Raw genomic sequence first — 21,515 nt, 5'->3', positions numbered from 1 at the left:
TATGAGCCAACAGTGGGCTAGGGCGTTAGCTCTTTATTGGCCGCTTTTTTGTATTTGAAATAGCTTATTAAATAAACGGCTATTGGAATCGTTGGGCTTAAAAATATGTGAGGATGAAAATAGATACCACGTTCGTCATATAGAAACACATATAACACGACCGCAAACGTTGAAGGTAAGGGGAAGATGATTGCGCCGTGCCCAACAGCAGCAAATAGTGTCCACGAGAAAACACTAGGCCAAAGCACTGCTCTGATGTAAGCACCTTTATTAGTCGCTTTAGCCTTTTTAGCGTAATTACGTGAAACAAAATAAGATATTACCGTTGGAAACAAAGTTAAAATGATACTTAGCAGTATAAGCATAGTGATTCAATTCCTTTTGATATTATTTGCATAACCCAGTTTTTCACAATGTGTTAATTGGTTTGAGTTAATACCGTTTTTAAAGCAACAATTTGCTTAATTTCATCAGCTGTTAATGCTTTATATAACCTAGGATAGGGCCAACTATAGCCCCATCTGAAAGTCGATGGTATATAAGGGCTGCCACCAAATCGAACTCCAGCAAGCATAAGGTTCGCTATACTCGTTTCGCCGGCTTCAATAACACACTGTTGCAAGGCTTTATCTGCTTCTAAACGTTGCCAATAAGTGCCACCTTGCCAGTAGGCGTAGTCATGCGCTTTACAACATGCAAGCCACAACTTTTTATCTTTTGTCGTGCCGTCCGGAAAAGCACTACAGCCATCTGATGTGAACGGTTTTATATTTTCAGCATTTGCTGTATTACTTAATATGACAAGTAAGACAATGGGACTGAAACGCATTATTTTCATGCGAAAGAGTGTATTAGTAAAATTATATATGATTTTAAGTGTTACTGTTTTAGTTACAAATAATAACACTTTAAAAAGTATAAAAAAGGTTTTTACTGTTTATAGACTGGTTATGCTTATATGATAATTTTGATTTAGAGCTTTTTGTTTAGATACTCTATGCGTTCTATTTTCTTCGCTAGTTGCGAGGTGTTAATACTAAAAGTGCTGGTTAAAAAACTTACTACAATATTAGATTAAGGTTTACACATGGTGTGTTGCATTTGTACTTTAGGAGAGGAGCTGTGCTAGAACAAATAGAAAATTGGATTGACGCTACAAATTTAAAATACAGTAGTCAAAAAGTGAGTTGTGATAAATTCAGTAATGAATTTTATGGGTTTTATCCTACCGAGCTTTTAAAAAACGCGTATTACGTTGTTGTAGACCAAATACCAAAGCCAGACTTTGCGGGTCTGCGAGAAATGGGCCTAGGTGATTTTGTCAATATGGACGCGGCGGGTATAACGTATAAATATACTTATTATATACTTCCCCACGTCGCTACTAATTTAAGGGTCCATTTTCATGAACTTGTTCATGTTGCGCAGTGGCTTGAGCTTGGCGCTAACGCATTTATGCTTCGTTACATTAGTGAAATTCAACGAGAGGGATATCACCATGCTCCGCTCGAAAAGATGGCATACCCGCTTGATGATCAATTTGCTAGTCGTGGTAAAAAATAGATGTGCCAAAATATGTAACTCATACTCTGTAATTAGCGCAGAATTTTAAAGGAATTTATATGAACAAAACGTTAGGATGCTTTTTTACTTTAATGTGTATTGATGCACAAGCTGTAACGTTTGAAAAAGGTATAGTATCAGCCTTACTCGAGCGAACAAAACACAATATTACCTACGATGGGGCTTATCACTCAATTGCTTACCCAGGTGGTGATGTGCCTAAAAATATTGGGGTATGTACCGACGTTATAATCAGAAGTTACAGAAAGTTAGGCATCGATTTACAGAAACTCGTGCATGAAGACATGCAAAATAACTTTACACTGTATCCATCTAAACGTATTTGGGGTTTAAGTAAGCCTGATAAAAATATAGACCACCGACGTGTTCCAAATTTACAAGCTTACTTTGAGCGCCATGCAAACGTATTAAGTAAATCCAACAAAGTGAGTGATTATAAAACCGGCGATATAGTAACGTGGATGTTACCAGGTAATTTACCTCATATAGGCATGGTGATTAATGAATCATCTCAAGATACAGATAATCCGCTTATTGTGCATAATATTGGGCGTGGGCCGCAAAAAAGTGACATGCTTTTTGATTACAAAATTACAGGGCATTACCGGTTTGTTCCACAGTATTGATGCGCTTAATAAACGGTATATGTAAGTATTAATCTTATTTCAGATTAATACTTACATTGCCATTGGGTTTACAGCAGCACAACAGTATTTCGCCTTCGCGCACAAACGCAAGTGGCTCTTCGTTGTACTCAACGTTACCTGATACTAACGTTGCCCTACAAGCGCCGCAGTAGCCTTCGCGGCATTGGAATGCAACGTCTATTTTCATGGATTCTAAGCAGTGTAAAAGAGAAGGGCAGCCAGCGGTAAACTCTATACACTGGCTGTTTTCTGCAAGTGTTACACTTGCAGTAGACTTGTCACTCATTATAAATCAAAATCACCAAATTCTGATGCATCAACTTGAGAGTCTATTTGACCAACAAGGTATGAGCTAATTTCTGCTTCTTGAGGCGCTACTTGCACGTTATCAGACACTAACCATGAGTTTATCCATGGGATAGGGTTACTGTTATTTTCAAACTGTGCTGGCAAACCAATCGCAGTCATACGTGCATTGGTAATGTATTCAACGTACTGACATAAAATATGTTTATTTAAGCCAATCATTGAACCATCTTTAAATAAATACTCAGCCCACTCTTTTTCTTGCTCTGCAGCATCAACAAACATTTTAATCGCTTCGTCGCGGCACTGAGCAGCAACAATCGCCATTTCTGGGTCGTCTTTACCGTCTTGCATAATGTTTAAAATATGCTGAGTACCCGAAAGGTGAAGTGCTTCATCGCGCGCAATAAGCTTGATGATTTTAGCGTTACCTTCCATCAATTCGCGCTCAGCAAATGCAAACGAACATGCAAAACTTACGTAAAAGCGAATCGCTTCAAGAATATTTACCGACATCATTGCAAGGTAAAGTTTCTTTTTAAGCTCAAACAAATTCACGATAACGGTTTTACCATTAATCTCGTGTTTGCCTTCACCGTATAAGTTGTAAAGCGATACAGAGTTGATTAAGTCGTCGTAGTATTTAGTTACGGCATCAGCACGTTCGCTAATTTTATCGTTGCTAACAATGTCATCAAAAATAAGTTCAGGTGCTTGTGTTACGTTACGGATAATATGCGTGTATGAGCGGCTGTGAATTGTTTCACTAAATGCCCACGTTTCTATCCATGTTTCAAGCTCTGGTAGCGATACAATAGGAAGTAGGGCAACGTTTGGCGAGCGACCTTGCACACTATCAAGTAGAGTTTGGTATTTTAGGTTACTTAAAAATATATGCTTTTCGTGATCGGGTAACGCTTGAAAGTCTAAACGGTCTTTACTTACATCTACTTCCTCAGGACGCCAAAAGAAAGACAGTTGCTTCTCGATTAATTTTTCAAAAATTGGGTATTTTTGTTGGTCGTAACGAGATACGTTTACAGTTTGGCCAAAAAACATTGGCTCTTGCATTTGGTTATTATGGTTTCGGCTAAAAGTAGTATAAGACATGTTTATCACTCAAAAAACTATCAGAAAAAGCGGGCTTAATGCCCGCTTAAAATAAAAATCAGCAGTTATATTTTACACGCGCCGCCTTCACAATCATCATCTTCCACTTCTGGAGTATCTTCTTGCATATCTGAGGCACCATCACGAGTATTGTGGTAGTACAAGGTTTTAACACCTAGTTTGTACGCGCTTAATAAGTCTTTTAATAAGACTTGCATAGGTACTTTACCGCCTTCGAACTTGTTTGGATCATAATTTGTATTTGCAGAAATGGTTTGGTCTACAAATTTTTGCATTATACCAACAAGCTGCAAGTAACCATCGTTTGATGGAATGTCCCACAGTAGCTCGTATTGATCTTTTAAACGCTCATACTCAGGAACAACTTGCTTTAAAATACCGTCTTTACTTGCTTTAACGCTAATATGTCCACGTGGTGGCTCAATACCATTTGTTGCATTAGAGATTTGCGACGATGTTTCTGATGGCATTAACGCACTTAGTGTTGAGTTACGCATACCGTGCTCTTTAATATTTGCACGCAGTGTATCCCAATCAAGATGAAGTGGCTCATCACAAATTTTATCTAAATCACGTTTGTACGTATCTGTTGGCATAATGCCTTGTGAATACGTTGTTTCGTTAAACTTAGGACAGGCACCACGCTCTTTAGCAAGCTCGTTTGATGCTTTCATCAAGTAGTATTGAATCGCTTCAAATGTTTTATGAGTCAGTGCATTTGCGCTGCCATCTGAATAACGCTTACCGTTTTTAGCTAGGTAGTATGCGTAGTTAATCACGCCTATACCAAGTGTACGACGACCCATAGTTGCATTTTTAGCAGCTGGTACTGGGTAGTCTTGGAAATCAAGTAAGTTATCAAGTGCGCGTACTGCAAGTTCAGCTAGCTCTTCAAGCTCATCAAGTGATTCTATTGCACCTAAGTTAAACGCAGACAGTGTACAAAGGGCAATTTCGCCTTCTTCGTCATTTACGTTATTAAGTGGCTTAGTTGGCAATGCAATTTCTAAACATAAGTTAGATTGGCGAATAGGCGCAACTTTAGCAATGAACGGGCTATGTGTATTACAGTGATCCACATTTTGTAAATAAATACGACCTGTACTTGCACGCTCTTGCGCAAACATAGAGAAAAGCTCAATCGCTTTAATGCGTTTTTTACGAATCGATTCGTCTTGTTCGTATTTTACGTAAAGCGCGTCAAACTCAGCTTGGTCTTCAAAAAATGCATCGTAAAGACCAGGCACATCTGATGGGCTAAATAACGTAATGTAGTCGTCTTTAATTAAACGAGAGTACATTAGTTTATTAAACTGTACGCCGTAATCTAGGTGACGAACGCGGTTGTCGTCTACACCACGGTTATTTTTAAGTACAAGTAGGTTTTCTACTTCTAGGTGCCAAAGCGGGTAGAACAATGTTGCAGCGCCGCCACGTACACCACCTTGCGAACAACTTTTAACAGCTGTTTGAAAGTGCTTATAAAAAGGAATACAACCTGTGTGGTACGCTTCGCCGTTACGAATATGGCTACCTAGCGCACGAATTCGACCAGCATTAATACCAATACCTGCGCGTTGTGAAACGTATTTAACAATAGCTGACGACGTTGCATTGATTGAATCAAGGCTATCGCCACATTCAATTAATACACACGAGCTAAACTGGCGAGTAGGTGTACGTACACCCGACATAATTGGCGTTGGTAGAGATATTTTAAATAACGATACTGCGTCGTAAAAGCGCTTAATGTAAGAAACGCGTGTTTCACGTGGGTAGTCAGAGAATAAGCTCGCTGCTACTAAAATATATAAAAACTGTGCACTTTCGTAGATTTCACCCGATACACGGTTTTGAACGAGATACTTACCTTCAAGCTGTTTTACAGCCGCGTAGCTAAAGTTAAGATCGCGAGAATGATCAAGATATGCATCAAGCTCGTCTAATTCTTGCTCTGTGTAATCTACTAATAAGTGAGCATCGTAGCGTTTATCGCCAACCATTTTTGTTACGTGGTCAAATAAACGTGGTGGCTCAAATTGACCATACGCTTTTTTACGTAAATGGAATACAGCTAAACGTGCCGCTAAGTATTGATAATCAGGCGATTCTTTCGAAATCTGATCCGCTGCTGCTTTAATGATGGTTTCGTGAATGTCTTTAGTACGAATACCGTCGTAAAACTGAATGTGCGATTTTAATTCAACTTGCGAAACCGAAACGTTGCTTAAACCTTCGGCGGCCCATTCAATAACGCGATGGATCTTATCCAGATCAAGAGGCTCTTTGCGCCCGTCACGTTTGCTTACAGATAACTGTTGGTTCATTTGCCTGTATTCCTTGGGAATTATGTATTTTGACCAATGCTTTATGCCTCGCCGAAGCAAGGTACATAATCATTTATTATAGGTTTCACCGTATTGGCGAATTTAATTGAATAACATTTGGCCACAATATCTGGTGTTGTTCAATTTAGAGATCACAAGATAGTGTGGTCTGAGTTGTTTTGCAAGGGACATAATTGCCCCTGTTTGTGGATAACTTTGGGATAACGCATTTGTGTTAGTAGACACTCACCTTCGAACAATCATTTAAGTTGAAATATGCAAAAATCAACTAATGATCTGCTAAATTTACTCATTTTAAAAATAAATTTTGACTGCTTTTTTTATCAGCAAGCTTTGTGTGAAAACTAACACAATCACAATATATAGTGTTTAATAATTAACATAGCACTATATATGGTTAAAACCATCAATTGGGCTTTGCCAGTTAAAATTGGCTTCCCAACCTATCGCTTCATCTTTACTTGGGATGTAACCCCAAAGTGCCGTTGCGGTATGCATACCTGCCGCTTTGCCTGCTTGTATGTCACGTTGTGCATCACCAATGTATAAACAACGGCTTGGTTCTACCTGCATAAGCTTTGCACAATGTAGCAGTGGTAAAGGTGATGGCTTAGCTTCAGCTAATGTGTCGCCACTTATTACTACACTGGCATTTTTTAATGCGGGAATAGCTGCCACTAAAGGATCGGTTAAAAACCCTGGTTTATTAGTCATGATCCCCCATTTGATCTTTTTCTGATCAAGGGCGATAAGTAACGATTCAACTCCGCTGAAGCAACGTGTGTGATTTGCTATGTTTGTGGCGTACTCGTCAACTAATTGCTTTATAAGCTCGCTTTGGGGTTGTTTAGCCCATAATTCTTTAAAACCAGCCTCTAATAATGCGCCTGCGCCGTTAGATGCCGCAGGACGGTATATATTACTACTAACAGGTTCTATTTTATTGCTAATAAGGACTGCGTTTAAAGCGGCACCTAAATCATCAGCTGTGTCGAGTAGGGTGCCGTCTAAATCAAATAAAAATGCATCGTACTCAATAAGGGGTAGGGGGGCTTGAGAGTTAGCCATTAAGCTAACTTCTCAAAATAAAGTATGTAATTTACGCTAACGTCACTATTGAGCGTATATTGCTTTGATAGTGGGTTATAAGAAAGCCCTGTACTTGCACGAACTTTTAAACCGGCTTGCTCTGCCCATGCAATAAGCTGTGCAGGCTTTATAAACTTTTTATGGTCGTGTGTACCTTCAGGCACCATTTTTAAGAGTTTTTCAGCGCCAACAATCGCGTATAAATATGCTTTAGGTGTTTTGTTCAGGGTTGAAAAAAACACGTCCGCGCCTGGTTTGGCAAGTGCAGCTACAGCATGAATGATAGATGCTGGGTCGGGAACGTGCTCAAGCATTTCCATACACGTTATTACATCAAAGCGCTCAGGGTACTGTGTTGCAAACTCTTCTGCAGGCACTTTTATATAATCTACATTTACGCCAGTTTCTAAACTGTGCAACTTAGCAACGGTTAGAGGCTCTTGGCCCATATCGATGCCAGTTACTTTTGCACCCATACGCGCCATGCTTTGGCTTAAAATACCGCCGCCACAGCCAACGTCGAGTGTTTCTTTATCGAATAAGCCTTGCGTTTTGTTTGCTATAAAGTCTAAACGTAACGGGTTAATTTCGTGAAGAGGTTTGAATTCTCCGTCTAGGTCCCACCAACGCTCAGCGATGGCTTCAAATTTTGCTATTTCTGCGTGATCTACATTTTGATGTTCGGTCATAAAATACTTCCTCGTCAATCTGAGGCCATTATATAGGGCTAAATTGATAAATCGCAAAGTTTTGCGCCTGTAAATTAAAATTAATTGTGATAGCATGGCTGTTAGAAATAATAACAATACTCTTAATACCCAATACCGGGTTGTTGAGAGCTGATACTGAAGGAATGTGATATCAAATGACTGATCTCGCCAATGAAATTCTGCCAGTCAATATTGAAGACGAGTTAAAAAACTCCTACTTAGATTACGCAATGAGCGTAATAGTAGGACGTGCATTACCAGACGTACGTGACGGCTTAAAACCTGTTCATCGCCGCGTTTTGTTTGCAATGAACGAGCTTAGTAATGACTGGAACAAGCCTTACAAAAAATCGGCCCGTGTGGTCGGTGACGTAATCGGTAAATACCATCCACACGGCGACAGTGCAGTTTATGACACGATAGTTCGTATGGCTCAGCCATTCTCACTACGTTATATGCTTGTAGATGGCCAAGGTAACTTCGGTTCGGTTGATGGTGATTCAGCAGCGGCAATGCGTTATACAGAAGTACGTATGGCAAAAATGTCGCATGAGTTATTAGCCGATCTTGAAAAAGAAACGGTTGATTTCGTTCCTAACTACGACGGCACTGAGTTCATCCCTGACGTGTTACCTACGAAAGTCCCTAATTTATTAGTGAATGGTTCGTCGGGTATTGCAGTAGGTATGGCTACAAATATACCACCACATAACTTAACTGAAGTTGTGAACGGTTGTTTGGCACTTATTCAAAATCCTGATTTAACTATTTTAGAGTTAATGGATTATATTCCTGGTCCTGATTTCCCAACGGCTGCAATTATCAACGGTAAAAAAGGCATTGAACAAGCCTATTTAACTGGCCGTGGTAAAGTGTACATGCGTGCACGCGCCGACGTCGAAACCGATGAAAAAACAGGCCGTGAAACAATCATCGTTCACGAAATTCCTTATCAAGTTAATAAAGCCCGTTTAATTGAAAAAATTGCAGAGCTTGTTAAAGATAAGAAAATTGAAGGTATTAGTGCACTACGTGATGAATCAGATAAAGACGGTATGCGTATCGTTATTGAAATTAAACGTGGTGACGTAGGCGAAGTTATTTTAAATAACTTGTATTCACAAACTCAGTTACAAACTGTGTTTGGTATGAATATGGTTGCATTAATTAACAACCAACCTAAGTGTTTTAATCTAAAAGAAATGCTTGAAGAGTTTATTATTCACCGCCGTGAAGTAGTAACTCGTCGTACCGTGTTTGATTTACGCAAAGCGCGTGACCGTGCTCATACGCTTGAAGGTTTAGCAATTGCGCTTGCAAACATTGACCCAATTATCGAGCTTATTCGTAAATCACCTACACCTGCTGAAGCTAAAGTTGCTTTAACTGCACGTCCGTGGGAATTAGGTCATGTACAAGGTATGCTTGAAAAAGCAGGCGAAGATAATGTAGCCCGTCCAGATTGGCTTGCTGATGATTTAGGTATTCGCGACGGTCAATACTATATTTCTGAGCAACAAGCTCAAGCAATTCTAGATTTGCGTTTACACAAGCTTACTGGTCTTGAACACGAAAAAATCTTAACTGAATATCAAGCGTTATTAGAGTTAATTGCTGAGCTACTTTATATTTTGGCAACACCTGAGCGTTTAATGGAAGTTATTCGTGACGAACTAGTTGAAATTAAAGCGCAGTATGGCGACGAACGTCGTACTGAGATTAATGCAGCGGCTCACGATATCAGCCTTGAAGACTTAATTACTGAAGAAAACGTTGTTGTAACGCTTTCTCACGAAGGGTATGTGAAGTATCAGGCATTGTCTGATTACGAAGCACAACGTCGTGGTGGTAAAGGTAAGTCAGCAACGAAGATGAAAGATGAAGATTTCATTGAACGTCTGTTAGTTGCAAATACACACGATACTATTTTATGTTTCTCTACGGCCGGTCGTTTATATTGGCTTAAAGTGTATCAGTTACCACTAGCAAGTCGTGCAGCGCGCGGTAAGCCAATTGTTAACTTGTTACCACTTGAAGCTGATGAACGTATAACTGCTATATTGCCGGTACGCGAGTACGCAGAAGATAAATATATCTTTATGGCAACTGCATTCGGTACAGTTAAGAAAACACCATTAACGGCTTACAGTCGTCAACGTGCAAGCGGTATTATTGCTGTTAACTTAAATGATGGCGATAGCTTGATTGGTGTTGATATTACCGATGGTAGCAACGAAATTATGTTGTTCACTGATGCAGGTAAAGTTGTACGCTTCAAAGAAGCTGAAGAAACAACAGTTGTTGATGAAAACGGCAACCCAGTATTAGACGAAGAAGGTAACCCTGAGATTCGCTTCAAAGGTGTTCGCCCAATGGGTCGTACTGCTACAGGTGTTCGTGGTATTAAAATGCCAGACGAGCAACGCGTAGTATCGTTAATTGTACCAAAAACTGACGGTGCCATTCTAACGGTAACTGAAAATGGTTACGGTAAGCGTACACAACTTGAAGATTACCCATCTAAGAGCCGCGCAACACAAGGTGTTGTATCAATTAAGGTGAGTGAACGTAACGGTGCTGTTGTTGGTGCTGTGCAAGTTGATGACAACGATGAAATAATGATTATTTCGAATCGTGGTACCTTAGTACGAACTCGCGTTAATGAAGTTTCAACGGTTGGACGTAACACACAAGGTGTTATTTTGATCAGAACTATTGACGGAGAGCAAGTAGTTGGTTTACAACGTATAGAAGAGATTGAAGTTACAGAAAGTGACTTAATTGGTATTGAAGACGTTGAAACAGTAGATACGGTTATTGATGAAGTAGCGGATGATAATCCTCCTTCAGAATAATTGATATTGAAAAAGCGGCCTTGGCCGCTTTTTTTAATGTTGTTGAAAAAAATTAATAGGGTGTGAAATTATACTCATACCAATTCGCTTAATTAAGAGATCTATTTTGAGGGTGGAAAAACGTGTTGATAGCTAGGCAAAAAATTCACTATTTAGTTGTTCTAAATGAGAATTTTTTAACGCAAGTAGCGACACGTTTAGCCCCGCAAAATGATTAAGTATTATTGCGGATTGGTATTATTCATTAAATTTTAAAGGTTTAGCGGATTGGTATTAAATGTTCATGCTTAGTAGTTAAATTACTGGAATGAGGCAAAGGTAATGAGTAAATATAATTTTTGTGCGGGGCCAGCTATGCTTCCGCAAGCGGTTATGAAAAAAGCGCAAAAAGAGTTTCTAGATTGGCAAGACCTAGGTGTGTCTGTGATGGAGATTAGCCATCGCAGTAAAGAGTTTTTAGCGCTTACAGCTAAATGTGAAGCTAGCCTTCGTCGCCTAATGAATATTAGTGATGAATTTGAAGTGCTGTTTATGCATGGTGGTGGTCGTGGCCAGTTTAGTGCTGTGCCATTAAACTTACACCAAGAAGGCAAAACAGCGTTTTATTGTGAGAATGGCGTTTGGTCGAAAAGCGCCAGAGATGAAGCGAATAAGTTTACTCAAACGTCTTTTACGGATGTCCGTAATGATGCTGATGGTGAGTTTTCAATTAAAGACGTTGCTGACTGGGAATTACCAGAAGACGCTGCGTACATACACTATTGCCCTAATGAAACTGTCGATGGCTTAGAGATTTTTGATGTACCAAGCCACCCAACAGCTCCGATTATTGCTGATATGTCTTCAACTATTTTATCGCGTGAGATAGACGTTAATAAATTTGATTTGATTTACGCTGGTGCGCAAAAAAATATCGGTCCATCGGGCATATCAATTGTTATTGTTCGTAAAACATTACTTGAGCGCGAAGGTTTGCCAAAGCCCGGTATTTTAGATTACGCACTTGAAGCAAAGCAGGGCAGTATGTTTAATACCCCACCTACCTTTGCTTGGTATTTAGCGGCTGAAGTATTTGAATGGCTTGAAAGCAATGGTGGGGTAAAAGCCATGGAAGCACAAAATATTGCTAAAGCAAATTTACTGTATGATTTTATCGATAACTCAGATTTTTATTCCAATATAGTCGCTAAACATTGCCGCTCACGCATGAATGTTCCATTTTGGTTAAACGATGAAAGCTTAAATAGCAAATTTGTTGCTCAATCAAGCGAGGCCGGTTTACTTGCACTTGAAGGTCACCGAATTGTGGGCGGTATGCGCGCAAGTATTTATAACGCTATGCCTCTTGAAGGTGTTCAAGCACTTGTAGATTTTATGGCTGCATTTGCAAAGGAGCACAGCTAATGGAGCAGCTCCGTTTAGAACCTATTTCTAAAGTAAATGGCACGGTAACCCTACCAGGTTCAAAGAGTCTATCGAACAGAATTTTATTATTAGCAGCACTGGCAAACGGTACCACCGTTGTAGAGAACTTACTTGATAGTGACGATATACGCCATATGCTGGGTGCTTTAAAGTTATTGGGTGTAAATGTAACTTTAAATGATGAACACACTGTAGCGACCGTAGAGGGAGTTGGTGGTGTGTTTAAAACCCCGAACGAACCATTGTTTTTAGGTAATGCGGGTACTGCTTACAGACCTTTAACGGCTGTACTTGCTGCCGTTGCTGGTGAGTATGAGCTAATAGGCGAGCCACGTATGGAAGAGCGTCCGATAGGGCACTTAGTTGATGCTCTACAAGCGCTTGGTGGTGATGTTACTTATACAAAACACAAAGACTATCCACCACTTAAAATTGTAGGTGGTCAAATAAAAGGTGGTGAGGTTGAAATTGACGGTAGTATTTCAAGTCAATTTTTAACGGCTCTATTAATGGCAGCGCCATTATTTAGCGGTGATACAACGATAACGATTAAAGGTACTTTAGTATCTAAACCTTATATTGATATTACGCTTGATGTAATGGCACGTTTTGGTGTTAATGTTGAACACAGTGATTATGCAACTTTTAAAGTTAAAGGTGGTCAACAGTATCAATCACTCGAACGAATTATGGTTGAAGGCGATGCATCTTCTGCTTCTTACTTTGTTGCTGCGGCTGCAATTGCTGGCGGCGAGATTGAAATTAAAGGCGTGGGTGCTAAATCAGTTCAAGGTGATATAGGCTTTGCTAAAGTAATGGAGCAAGTAGGCGCGAAAATCGATTGGTATGATGAGCGTTTAGTTGTTCGCAAAGGCGAATTAAAAGGCGTAGATATTGACGCTAATGCAATTCCTGATGCTGCTATGACCCTTGCAACTGTTGCTCTTTTCGCTAAAGGCCCAACTGCCATTCGTAACATTTATAACTGGCGAGTAAAAGAAACAGACCGTTTATATGCGATGGCAACTGAGCTTAGAAAAGTAGGTGCAGAAGTGGTAGAAGGGCCTGACTTTATAGAAATTACACCGCCTAAACACTTCAACGATGTAGCAATAGACACTTACGACGATCACCGTATAGCCATGTGTTTTGCAATGGTTGCCGTTGGTGGAAAGCCAATAACGATTAATGATCCAAAGTGTACCTATAAAACATTTCCTACATTTTTCAATGTTTTAGCGTCAGTCAGTGAATAAGCTAATTAGAAGTAATTACAAAAGTTACACACTAATAGCAGATATATTTTAATAACTGACGTATAATGTCGCGGTTTATTTAGGTGTGCATTGCAGGAGGTTTTAAATGCAGGCGTTATTAATGCCCGTGATCACCGTTGATGGCCCAAGTGGTTCAGGTAAAGGAACTGTTTGTCGCTTGTTAGCCGACAAGTTAGGGTGGGATGTATTAGATAGCGGTGCGATTTATCGCGTTTTATCTTTAGCTGCACTTCATCACCAAATTGCATTAGACAATGAAGAAGGGCTTGTCCCTCTTGCTGCAAATTTAGATGTGCAGTTTTTGGTAGATAGCCAAACTAATGCAGGAAAAGTTATTTTAGAAGGCGAAGATGTAACTACTACTATTCGTAATGAAGAAGTAGGCGCTGCAGCATCAAAAGTTGCAGCATTACCTCGCGTTCGTGAAGCGTTATTACGTCGCCAGCGTGCATTTCGCACTGAAAACGGCTTAATTGCCGATGGCCGTGATATGGGCACTGTGGTTTTTCAAGATGCGCCGTTAAAAATATATTTAACAGCAAGTGCAGAAGAGCGTGCTCGTAGACGCTTTGTTGAGTTGAATACGCGCGGTCTTGATGTTACACTAAGTGGTCTATTACAGGACATTCAAGCTCGTGACGAGCGCGATATGAATCGTGCCGTTGCTCCGCTTGTACCTGCAGATGATGCTATTGAGCTTGATACTAGCGAGCTCAATGCACAGCAAGTGTTTGATAAGGTAATAACTTTATTGGATATTGCAATCTCTGAAGGTAAGCTTCCTAAACGAAGCTAAACACATTTTATGCGCCAGCAGGATGCCAGTGCTATTTTAACAACCCCATGCAGCATGGTTGCTTATTGGTATTAATATATGAGACGTATATTCGTATGTCAGAAAATTTTGCGCAGTTATTTGAAGAAAGCTTAAAGGGTTTTGAAGCAGAGCAAGGCTCTATCGTTAAAGGTACAGTAATCTCTATCGAGAATAACATTGTACTTGTAGATGCTGGTCTTAAATCAGAAAGTGCTATCCCTGCAGAGCAGTTCAAAAATGCTGCTGGTGAACTTGAAGTTGCTGTAGGCGACGAAGTAGATGTTGCACTAGATGCAATTGAAGACGGTTTCGGTGAAACTATTCTTTCTCGTGAGAAAGCTAAGCGTCACGAAGCATGGATCCGTCTTGAGAAAGCATGTGAAGAGCAAGAGACTGTTACTGGTGTTATCAACGGTAAAGTTAAAGGCGGTTTCACAGTTGAAGTTGATTCAATCCGTGCTTTCCTACCTGGTTCACTTGTTGATGTTCGTCCAGTACGTGACACAACTCACCTTGAAGGCAAAGAGCTTGAATTTAAAGTAATCAAGCTTGACCAAAAACGTAACAACGTTGTTGTTTCACGTCGTGCAGTTATCGAATCTGAAAACTCACAAGAACGTGAAGAGCTTCTTGCTAACCTTGTTGAAGGCCAAGAAGTTAAAGGTATCGTTAAGAACCTTACTGACTACGGTGCATTCGTTGACCTTGGTGGTGTTGATGGTCTACTACACATTACTGATATGGCTTGGAAGCGTGTTAAGCACCCTTCAGAAATCGTTAATGTTGGCGACGAAATCGCAGTTAAAGTTCTAAAATTCGACAAAGATAAAACTCGTGTATCTCTAGGCCTTAAACAGCTTGGTGAAGATCCATGGGCAGCTATCGCTGGTCGTTACCCAGAAGGTTCTAAACTTTCTGGTCGTGTTACTAACCTTACAGATTACGGCTGTTTCGTGGAAATCGAAGAAGGCGTTGAAGGTTTAGTACACGTTTCTGAAATGGATTGGACTAACAAAAACATCCATCCTTCAAAAGTTGTTAGCTTAGGCGACACTGTTGAAGTTATGGTTTTAGAAATTGACGAAGAACGTCGTCGTATTTCTCTTGGTCTTAAGCAATGTATTGCTAATCCTTGGCAGGAATTTGCTCGTCTACAAAACAAAGGCGATCAAGTTACTGGTAAGATCAAATCAATCACTGACTTCGGTATCTTTATCGGTCTTGACGGTGGTATTGACGGTCTTGTACACCTTTCAGACATTTCTTGGAATACACCTGGCGAAGAAGCTGTACGTGAATTCAAGAAAGGCGACGAAATCACTGCTATCGTATTGCAAGTTGACCCAGAGCGTGAACGTATCTCTCTAGGTGTTAAGCAAATCGAAGCTGACCCATTCAATAACTACCTTGATGCAAACAAAAAAGGTGCTATTGTTAAAGGTAAAGTGACTGAAGTTGATGCGAAAGGCGCAACTGTTGAACTTATCGAAGGCGTTGAAGGTTACATCCGTGTAGCTGATATCGCTCAAGAACGCGTTGAAGATGCAACTACTGTTGTTTCTGTAGGCGACGAGATTGAAGTTAAATACGTTGGTGTTGATCGTAAGAACCGCACTTTAAGCTTATCTGTAAAAGCTCTTTTCGAAGCAGAAGAGAAAGAAGTACTAGAGAAGCTTAAGAAAGAAGAGCCAGTGTTTGAAAACGCAATGGCAGCTGCTTTCGCAAATGCACAAAAAGACTAATATATAATTAGTTTTTAGTTGGAAGGGCATTTTTTGCCCTTCCTATATCTCTTTTTAAGGAAACGCTATGACTAAGTCAGAACTGATAGAAACACTTGCGGAACAACACGCACACGTTCCAGTGAAAGATGTTGAGAATGCTGTAAAAGAAATTCTTGAACAAATGGCCGGCTCATTATCTACTTCAGATCGTATTGAGATCAGAGGTTTTGGTAGTTTCTCTTTGCATTTCCGCGCTCCTCGCACAGGTCGTAATCCTAAGACTGGCGATACAGTTGAGCTTGAAGGAAAGCATGTACCTCATTTTAAACCAGGCAAAGAATTGCGCGACCGCGTAAATGAAAGCATTGCCTAGTTAACTTAGTGGAGTAGTTACTTGTTCAAGGTATTAAAAATTATTCTGGTTGCGCTATGCCTCATCAGTGCATTTGTATTAGGGTCACAAAACCCACAGTTAGTACAAATAAATTATATTATAGCCAGTAATACACTACCTTTAGCTGTAATAATAAGTATTTGCTTTTTATTAGGTGTTTTAGTGGGTTGTTTTATTAGCTTTAAATTGTTTTCACAATTAAAGTGGCAAAACTACCGCTTAAAAAAGCAATTAGCGCCTGAAAAAGATAAAAAAAAGCTTGCCGCGAATAAAGACACCTAACTATGATTGAGCTTTTGTTTTTACTATTACCTGTTGCCGCCGGTTACGGCTGGATTATGGGTAAAAACAGTGCTAAAAACCAAGCTCATCAACTAAATCGTCAGATCACTTCTGAATACAGCAAAGGCTTAAAGTTTCTACTCGACAGAGAAGAAGACCAAGGCTTAGAGCACTTGATTAATTTGCTTGAAGTTTCAGCTGACTCTGTTGAACACTATTCTACACTTGCCACCATGTTTCGCCGTAGAGGTGAATTAGACCGCGCAATTAAAATTCATGAACTTCTATTAAAACACCCAGGCTTAAATGAACAACAAGCTGCAACTAGCCGTTTAGAACTTGCCGAAGATTATATAATGGCTGGTCTACTAGATAGTGCAGAAGAGCACTTAGTTTGGTTAGTTAAGGCTGGCCATGTAGAAGCGCTAGACCCTATTATTACTTTATATTCGCAAACCCGTGAATGGGAAAAAGGCATCAACATGTTTGAAGCCCACAGCGAACTATTTTCAAAAGAACAACAATTTAAAGCGATTGCTAATTTTTATTGTGAATCAGCTTTAAGTGATAACACACCCCAACTAATGAGAAAAGCGATTAGCTTAAATTATAAAGCCGTACGTCCGCTTTACGAGTTAGGATTAGTTGCTTACGCGAAAGAAGATTACGTTAAAGCTATTTATTACTGGCGTGAGCTTGTATCACAATTCACTTTGTTTGCGCCGTTGTTTATTGATGAGCTAGCTCACAGCTATAAACAATTAAATTTAACGCATCAATTTCATGAATTAGTCAGTGACTTGTTAGAAAAGGGCGGTGTATTAATTAAAATAAAACATTGCCAAGCATTGCTTGAGCAAGGACACACTAAACAAGCCTTTGAATTTCTAACTGATAGCTTAAAACGTCAACCTACTATTCGTGGTTTCAGTTTTTTACTGCAATTAATGGGTGACCAAAATAAAAATACTAAAGAAGTACTTAATGAAATTGATAAGCTTGTAACCTCTTATATTGCTACAAAACCTGATTTCCAATGTCAGCATTGCGGTTTTACAAGCTACACAATATATTGGAATTGCCCTTCTTGTAAGCATTGGGAAACCATTGTTCCAAGTCGAGGCTTAGACGGATTTTAATAACCCCTTAAATAATATCGGATTTAACTATGATAATTTTAGCAAATTAAACTGAGAGTTTACTGGGTTGGAATTTTTTGATGTTGTGTCTATATAAATTTCTCTACACCTTCTCTCAAATTACCAGCTAGCACTATTGCATTAAATCTACTTATACAATTACTTTATATCAATTCGCTTAATTAAGTGGTCTGTTTTGAGGTAAGAAAATCGTGTCGATAACAAGGCAAAAAATTTCGTAATATTATTGTTCTATATAAGAAATTTTTAACGCAGTTAGCGTCAGATTTGGTCCTCAAATTGATTAAGTATTATTGCGGATTGGTATTATAGCCATACATTAGGATAGTCATGTCTTTCGAACACTCAAAAAAAATTCTTATAGCATTAGATTACGATGATCAAGAGGTTGCTTTAAACTTTGTTAAACAACTTTCTCCTGATACATGTCGCCTTAAAGTAGGCAAAGAGATGTTTACTTATTTTGGACCTGCATTTGTTAAAGAGTTAATTGATTTAGGTTTTGATGTTTTTCTAGATTTAAAATTTCATGACATCCCTAATACAGTAGCTAAAGCTGTTACTGCAGCTGCGAAAATGGGTGTGTGGATGGTAAACGTTCATGCTTCTGGTGGTTTTGAAATGATGAGCAAAGCTAAATCGGCTCTAGAACAATTTGGCGATAAAGCGCCATTACTTATCGCGGTTACTGTATTAACAAGCATGGATGAAACAGAACTAAAGCGTTTAGGCGTTGATAAATCTGCTCAAGAGCAAGTTATATATTTAGCTAAGCTTGCAAAGGAAGCAGGGCTTGATGGCGTTGTGTGTTCTGCACAAGAAGCAAAAGCTTTAAAAGCAGAGTTAGGTGAGAACTTTAAACTTGTAACACCAGGTATACGTCCTGAAGGCAGTGATGCTGGCGATCAAAAGCGTATTATGACTCCTAAGCAAGCAATAGATGCAGGAAGTGATTATTTAGTTATAGGCCGACCTATTACTCAGGCGGATGATCCCGTAAAAGTGCTTAGTGATGTTAATAGATCTATAGCATAATTTAACAAAAAGCAGCAATATAGTGCTAAAAGCCCTTACCTCATGTGTATTTTATGTTACATTATTAGGATTGAAATGTAGTAGGGGTTTGTTTTGAAGTTATTATTAGGTTTTATAATTATTATTGTTGCGGGTTTTTCAGTAAATAAAAATCTTTTTTCTAATAAAGCATATGATGATGTTACATCAGTAACAGATATAATCACGAATTACCCTGTCAATATGTTCGATTTTAAACAAACAATGCAAGATTATGCACACCACCTATGTTACAAAAATGAGGATACACTTACATCTCAGCATATAACAGTAACTGATTGCATATCTAAGCTTGATGATAAAAAAATAGAATGCGAAAAGAAGGTTTTTCGTTTGGCACCGCTTAACCTAGAGTCAAAAGGTGAAGTGCTTGATTATTCAAGGCAATATACGCAATGTACATTGCCTTATAAGTATATTTTAGGTTAATTACAAACAGATAATATTAGTAATTACAGCCTATTATTTATAATTAAGATCTTAAGCGAATGGATTTCGCTTCAATATCTATCAACTCTTGTTTGAATAATCCACCAATTGCTTTTTTATAGTTAGCTTTACTAGTAGAAAACATCTTTTTTATAGCTTCAGGTTCAGATTTATCACCTAATGGGATAACACCACCTTCATTTTTTAGTTTTTGCATAATAGTTTCACCAAGGTCACTTACTTTTCCCATACCTGGTTTTTCTAATACAACATCAATTTTTCCGTCTTCACGTACTTTCTGAATGAAGCCTTTAAGCTTTTGACCCACAAATAAGCTTTTAAATACCATATTGTAAAAAACAACACCGAAATGCGATTCTTCAATTAATACCTTGTAGCCAATATCTGTTTTGCCAGCAACAATTAAATCCACTTCTTGTAAGTGAGTATATTGTGGCTCATCTTTAGATAGGAAGCGATTAAAGTTATTTGATGCACAAATACGTTGGCTTGCATTATCAAGGTACAAACGAACTAAATATGAGTGACCTTCTTGCATGCGTGGTTTTTGTTCGTTAAACGGGGTTAGTACATCTTTTTCAAGACCCCAATCTAAAAATGCGCCAATACTATTAATTTCTTTAACGCGAAGCAGGGCATATTCACCTACTTGTGCGTGTGGCTTTTTAGTTGTGGCAGTTGCTAAGTTAGCGTTGTCTAAAAAGATAAATACACTAATGCTATCGCCCGCTTCAAGCTCATGTTTAATTTCTTGTTTTGGTAAAAACACTTCACCTAAATCATGACCGTCTAAGTAAGCACCTTCGTTACTCACTTCTTTTACAAATAATGTTTGTGTGGTTCCTAGGTAACTCATAATTATTCCTGCTCAGTCTTTTTTTTACGGCGCATTGGTGTATCGCCATCAATGTTCATTGGTGCTTTAATTGGTGCTGTTGGCTTTTTAGGTTTGGCTTTGCGTTTAAATACAGGCTTTTTAACAGCGGCGGATTTTTCTTTAGATTTATCCCACGTTGCCTCAGGCTTTTTCTCTTTTAAACCTTTAAACTTAGCTTTTAAGCCCTCTACGCTCGCAAATTTTAACTCATCATTTAAAAATGCTTTAATAGCTAAATAACTTGCCCAATCTTTTGGGCCAACTAATGAAATTGCGTTACCTTTAAAGCCTGCTCGTCCTGTACGACCTATGCGGTGTACATATTCTTCAGCGTGTTTTGGCAAATCAAAGTTAATAACATGCGTTACACTTAGTAAATCTAAACCACGAGATGCAACATCGGTTGTGATTAATATTTTAAAGTTTTCGCGACTAAACGAATCCATTATATCTAAACGTTTATTTTGTGTTAAATCACCAGCAAGCGCTACAGACTTGAAGCCTTTAGCATTAAGCGCTTCACTCAAGCGACTCGTGTCAGAACGTGTTGCTGTGAAGATAATGCATTGACCAACATCATCTTGATTCAAAAAGTGCTCTAATAGCGCTTCTTTATGGTCAAGGTGATCGGCTAGATATAAAGTTTGTTTAATATCGCTATGTTGCTCGTTCGCTGCACTTAGCGTAATTTGCTTTGGTTTTTTTAATAGGTTACGTGATAGAGCATCTACTTGTGCATGGTCAAGTGTTGCAGAAAACAATAACGTTTGACGTAAGCGGTGATTAGCTTGCTCGTTAATCATTTTTAACTGCTCGGTAAAGCCTAAATCTAAAATACGATCGGCTTCATCAAAAATAAGCAGTTCTAGTCCACTCAATTGTAATGAGCGTTTTGTAATGTGATCAGCTAAACGCCCAGGTGTAGCAACTACGAATTGTGGGTCGTTTCTAAGTGCTTTTATTTGGTCATTAAAGTTTTCGCCACCAAGTATTTTTACGGCCTTAATGGCTGTGCCTGCAATTAATAAACGCAGCTGGGTAAATACTTGCGTAGCAAGCTCACGAGTAGGAGCAACAATAAGTACACGAGGATCGCGTTTACTGAGTGCTTTTTGTTTCATAACCCTTTGTACAGCAGGTAATAAAAACGCCAAGGTTTTGCCCGACCCAGTTTTAGACTGAGCGAAAATGTCATGCCCTGCAAGTGCGGTAGGCACTGCATGCGCTTGAATATCGGTGGGCTGGGTGATCCCTTGATGTGCTAGTTGTGTTTCAAGGCGTGTATCAATCCCAAGATCAGTAAACTGCAATGTGTGTTTCTCCAAAATGAGCAAATTAAGTCTATAAATTTATCAGCGCATTATA

The 21,515-nt window shown here is 39.1% G+C and carries 20 protein-coding genes and 1 pseudogene; 12 read left to right on the top strand and 9 right to left on the bottom strand.

Annotated features, from left to right (window positions below):
• Positions 1-17 precede the first annotated feature (17 nt).
• Both I6F44_RS07560 and I6F44_RS07555 read right to left on the bottom strand, forming a co-directional pair.
• Entirely contained in the window at positions 18-365 is a 348-nt protein-coding gene (locus tag I6F44_RS07560; RefSeq protein WP_024590144.1) for a hypothetical protein, read from the bottom strand.
• 53 nt (positions 366-418) lie between these two features.
• Positions 419-829 (bottom strand): hypothetical protein, encoded by a 411-nt coding sequence (locus I6F44_RS07555; RefSeq protein ID WP_121954991.1) that lies wholly within the window; start codon positions 827-829, stop codon positions 419-421.
• Positions 830-1,122: 293 nt separating this feature from the next.
• Here I6F44_RS07555 and I6F44_RS07550 point away from each other — a divergent pair.
• Together I6F44_RS07550 and I6F44_RS07545 are read left to right on the top strand one after the other, a co-directional pair.
• Positions 1,123-1,595, top strand: a pseudogene (locus tag I6F44_RS07550) (hypothetical protein).
• Between the two features lie 60 nt (positions 1,596-1,655).
• Positions 1,656-2,210: a DUF1287 domain-containing protein gene (locus I6F44_RS07545; protein ID WP_374703127.1), complete on the top strand. Its 555-nt coding sequence runs from the start codon at positions 1,656-1,658 to the stop codon at positions 2,208-2,210.
• Between the two features lie 34 nt (positions 2,211-2,244).
• Here the strand turns inward: I6F44_RS07545 and yfaE are convergent, their stop codons facing one another.
• From yfaE to ubiG, 5 genes are all read right to left on the bottom strand, one after another.
• Positions 2,245-2,517, bottom strand: a complete 273-nt coding sequence (gene yfaE, locus I6F44_RS07540) for a class I ribonucleotide reductase maintenance protein YfaE (RefSeq protein WP_121954987.1) — start codon at positions 2,515-2,517, stop codon at positions 2,245-2,247.
• Positions 2,517-3,647: a class Ia ribonucleoside-diphosphate reductase subunit beta gene (nrdB, locus tag I6F44_RS07535; protein ID WP_007583038.1), complete on the bottom strand. Its 1,131-nt coding sequence runs from the start codon at positions 3,645-3,647 to the stop codon at positions 2,517-2,519. Before nrdB ends, yfaE begins: the two co-directional genes overlap by 1 nt.
• A 65-nt stretch (positions 3,648-3,712) precedes the next feature.
• The gene (nrdA, locus tag I6F44_RS07530) at positions 3,713-5,995 is read right to left on the bottom strand and encodes a class 1a ribonucleoside-diphosphate reductase subunit alpha (RefSeq protein ID WP_010552863.1); all 2,283 of its coding nucleotides are present in this window, start codon (positions 5,993-5,995) and stop codon (positions 3,713-3,715) included.
• 408 nt (positions 5,996-6,403) lie between these two features.
• Positions 6,404-7,084, bottom strand: coding sequence for an HAD family hydrolase (locus I6F44_RS07525; protein ID WP_121954986.1), 681 nt, complete (start codon positions 7,082-7,084; stop codon positions 6,404-6,406).
• Positions 7,084-7,794: a bifunctional 2-polyprenyl-6-hydroxyphenol methylase/3-demethylubiquinol 3-O-methyltransferase UbiG gene (gene ubiG / locus I6F44_RS07520; RefSeq protein ID WP_008171708.1), complete on the bottom strand. Its 711-nt coding sequence runs from the start codon at positions 7,792-7,794 to the stop codon at positions 7,084-7,086. Before ubiG ends, I6F44_RS07525 begins: the two co-directional genes overlap by 1 nt.
• A 176-nt stretch (positions 7,795-7,970) precedes the next feature.
• Between ubiG and gyrA the strand changes: the two genes are divergently transcribed.
• The 10 genes from gyrA (at position 7,971) to I6F44_RS07470 (ending at position 19,252) form a co-directional block, all read left to right on the top strand.
• On the top strand, positions 7,971-10,670 hold the full coding sequence (gyrA, locus tag I6F44_RS07515; protein WP_197173542.1) for a DNA topoisomerase (ATP-hydrolyzing) subunit A: 2,700 nt from the start codon (positions 7,971-7,973) through the stop codon (positions 10,668-10,670).
• 321 nt (positions 10,671-10,991) lie between these two features.
• Positions 10,992-12,074 (top strand): 3-phosphoserine/phosphohydroxythreonine transaminase, encoded by a 1,083-nt coding sequence (gene serC, locus I6F44_RS07510; RefSeq protein ID WP_121954984.1) that lies wholly within the window; start codon positions 10,992-10,994, stop codon positions 12,072-12,074.
• Positions 12,074-13,351 (top strand): 3-phosphoshikimate 1-carboxyvinyltransferase, encoded by a 1,278-nt coding sequence (aroA, locus tag I6F44_RS07505; RefSeq protein WP_121954983.1) that lies wholly within the window; start codon positions 12,074-12,076, stop codon positions 13,349-13,351. The genes serC and aroA overlap by 1 nt, the downstream gene beginning before the upstream one ends.
• A gap of 106 nt (positions 13,352-13,457) precedes the next feature.
• On the top strand, positions 13,458-14,168 hold the full coding sequence (gene cmk / locus I6F44_RS07500; protein ID WP_007583052.1) for a (d)CMP kinase: 711 nt from the start codon (positions 13,458-13,460) through the stop codon (positions 14,166-14,168).
• A gap of 95 nt (positions 14,169-14,263) precedes the next feature.
• A complete protein-coding gene (gene rpsA, locus I6F44_RS07495) occupies positions 14,264-15,931 on the top strand; it encodes a 30S ribosomal protein S1 (RefSeq protein ID WP_002961176.1) in 1,668 nt (555 codons plus the stop codon).
• A 67-nt stretch (positions 15,932-15,998) separates the two neighbouring features.
• The gene (ihfB, locus tag I6F44_RS07490) at positions 15,999-16,286 is read left to right on the top strand and encodes an integration host factor subunit beta (protein ID WP_007583054.1); all 288 of its coding nucleotides are present in this window, start codon (positions 15,999-16,001) and stop codon (positions 16,284-16,286) included.
• A 21-nt stretch (positions 16,287-16,307) separates the two neighbouring features.
• Positions 16,308-16,589: a lipopolysaccharide assembly protein LapA domain-containing protein gene (locus tag I6F44_RS07485; protein ID WP_007583056.1), complete on the top strand. Its 282-nt coding sequence runs from the start codon at positions 16,308-16,310 to the stop codon at positions 16,587-16,589.
• A 2-nt stretch (positions 16,590-16,591) separates the two neighbouring features.
• Positions 16,592-17,728, top strand: coding sequence for a lipopolysaccharide assembly protein LapB (gene lapB / locus I6F44_RS07480; protein WP_010552858.1), 1,137 nt, complete (start codon positions 16,592-16,594; stop codon positions 17,726-17,728).
• A 351-nt stretch (positions 17,729-18,079) separates the two neighbouring features.
• Positions 18,080-18,784 carry an orotidine-5'-phosphate decarboxylase gene (gene pyrF, locus I6F44_RS07475; RefSeq protein ID WP_010552857.1) on the top strand — a complete coding sequence of 235 codons (705 nt, stop codon included), beginning with the start codon at positions 18,080-18,082 and terminating at the stop codon, positions 18,782-18,784.
• Between the two features lie 93 nt (positions 18,785-18,877).
• Complete coding sequence (locus tag I6F44_RS07470; protein WP_007583062.1) at positions 18,878-19,252, top strand: hypothetical protein; 375 nt, start codon at positions 18,878-18,880, stop codon at positions 19,250-19,252.
• 43 nt (positions 19,253-19,295) lie between these two features.
• Here I6F44_RS07470 and I6F44_RS07465 read toward each other — a convergent pair whose 3' ends face one another.
• Positions 19,296-20,129, bottom strand: coding sequence for a CvfB family protein (locus I6F44_RS07465; protein WP_024590152.1), 834 nt, complete (start codon positions 20,127-20,129; stop codon positions 19,296-19,298).
• Positions 20,130-20,131: 2 nt separating this feature from the next.
• Positions 20,132-21,460, bottom strand: coding sequence for a DEAD/DEAH box helicase (locus I6F44_RS07460; protein ID WP_007583068.1), 1,329 nt, complete (start codon positions 21,458-21,460; stop codon positions 20,132-20,134).
• Positions 21,461-21,515: the final 55 nt, after the last annotated feature.

It is taken from the genome of Pseudoalteromonas sp. NZS11_1, assembly GCF_015864275.1.
Taxonomy (GTDB): domain Bacteria; phylum Pseudomonadota; class Gammaproteobacteria; order Enterobacterales; family Alteromonadaceae; genus Pseudoalteromonas; species Pseudoalteromonas arctica.
The sequence above is the reverse complement of the archived record's forward strand: the minus strand, read 5'-3'. Positions and strand labels throughout refer to the sequence as shown.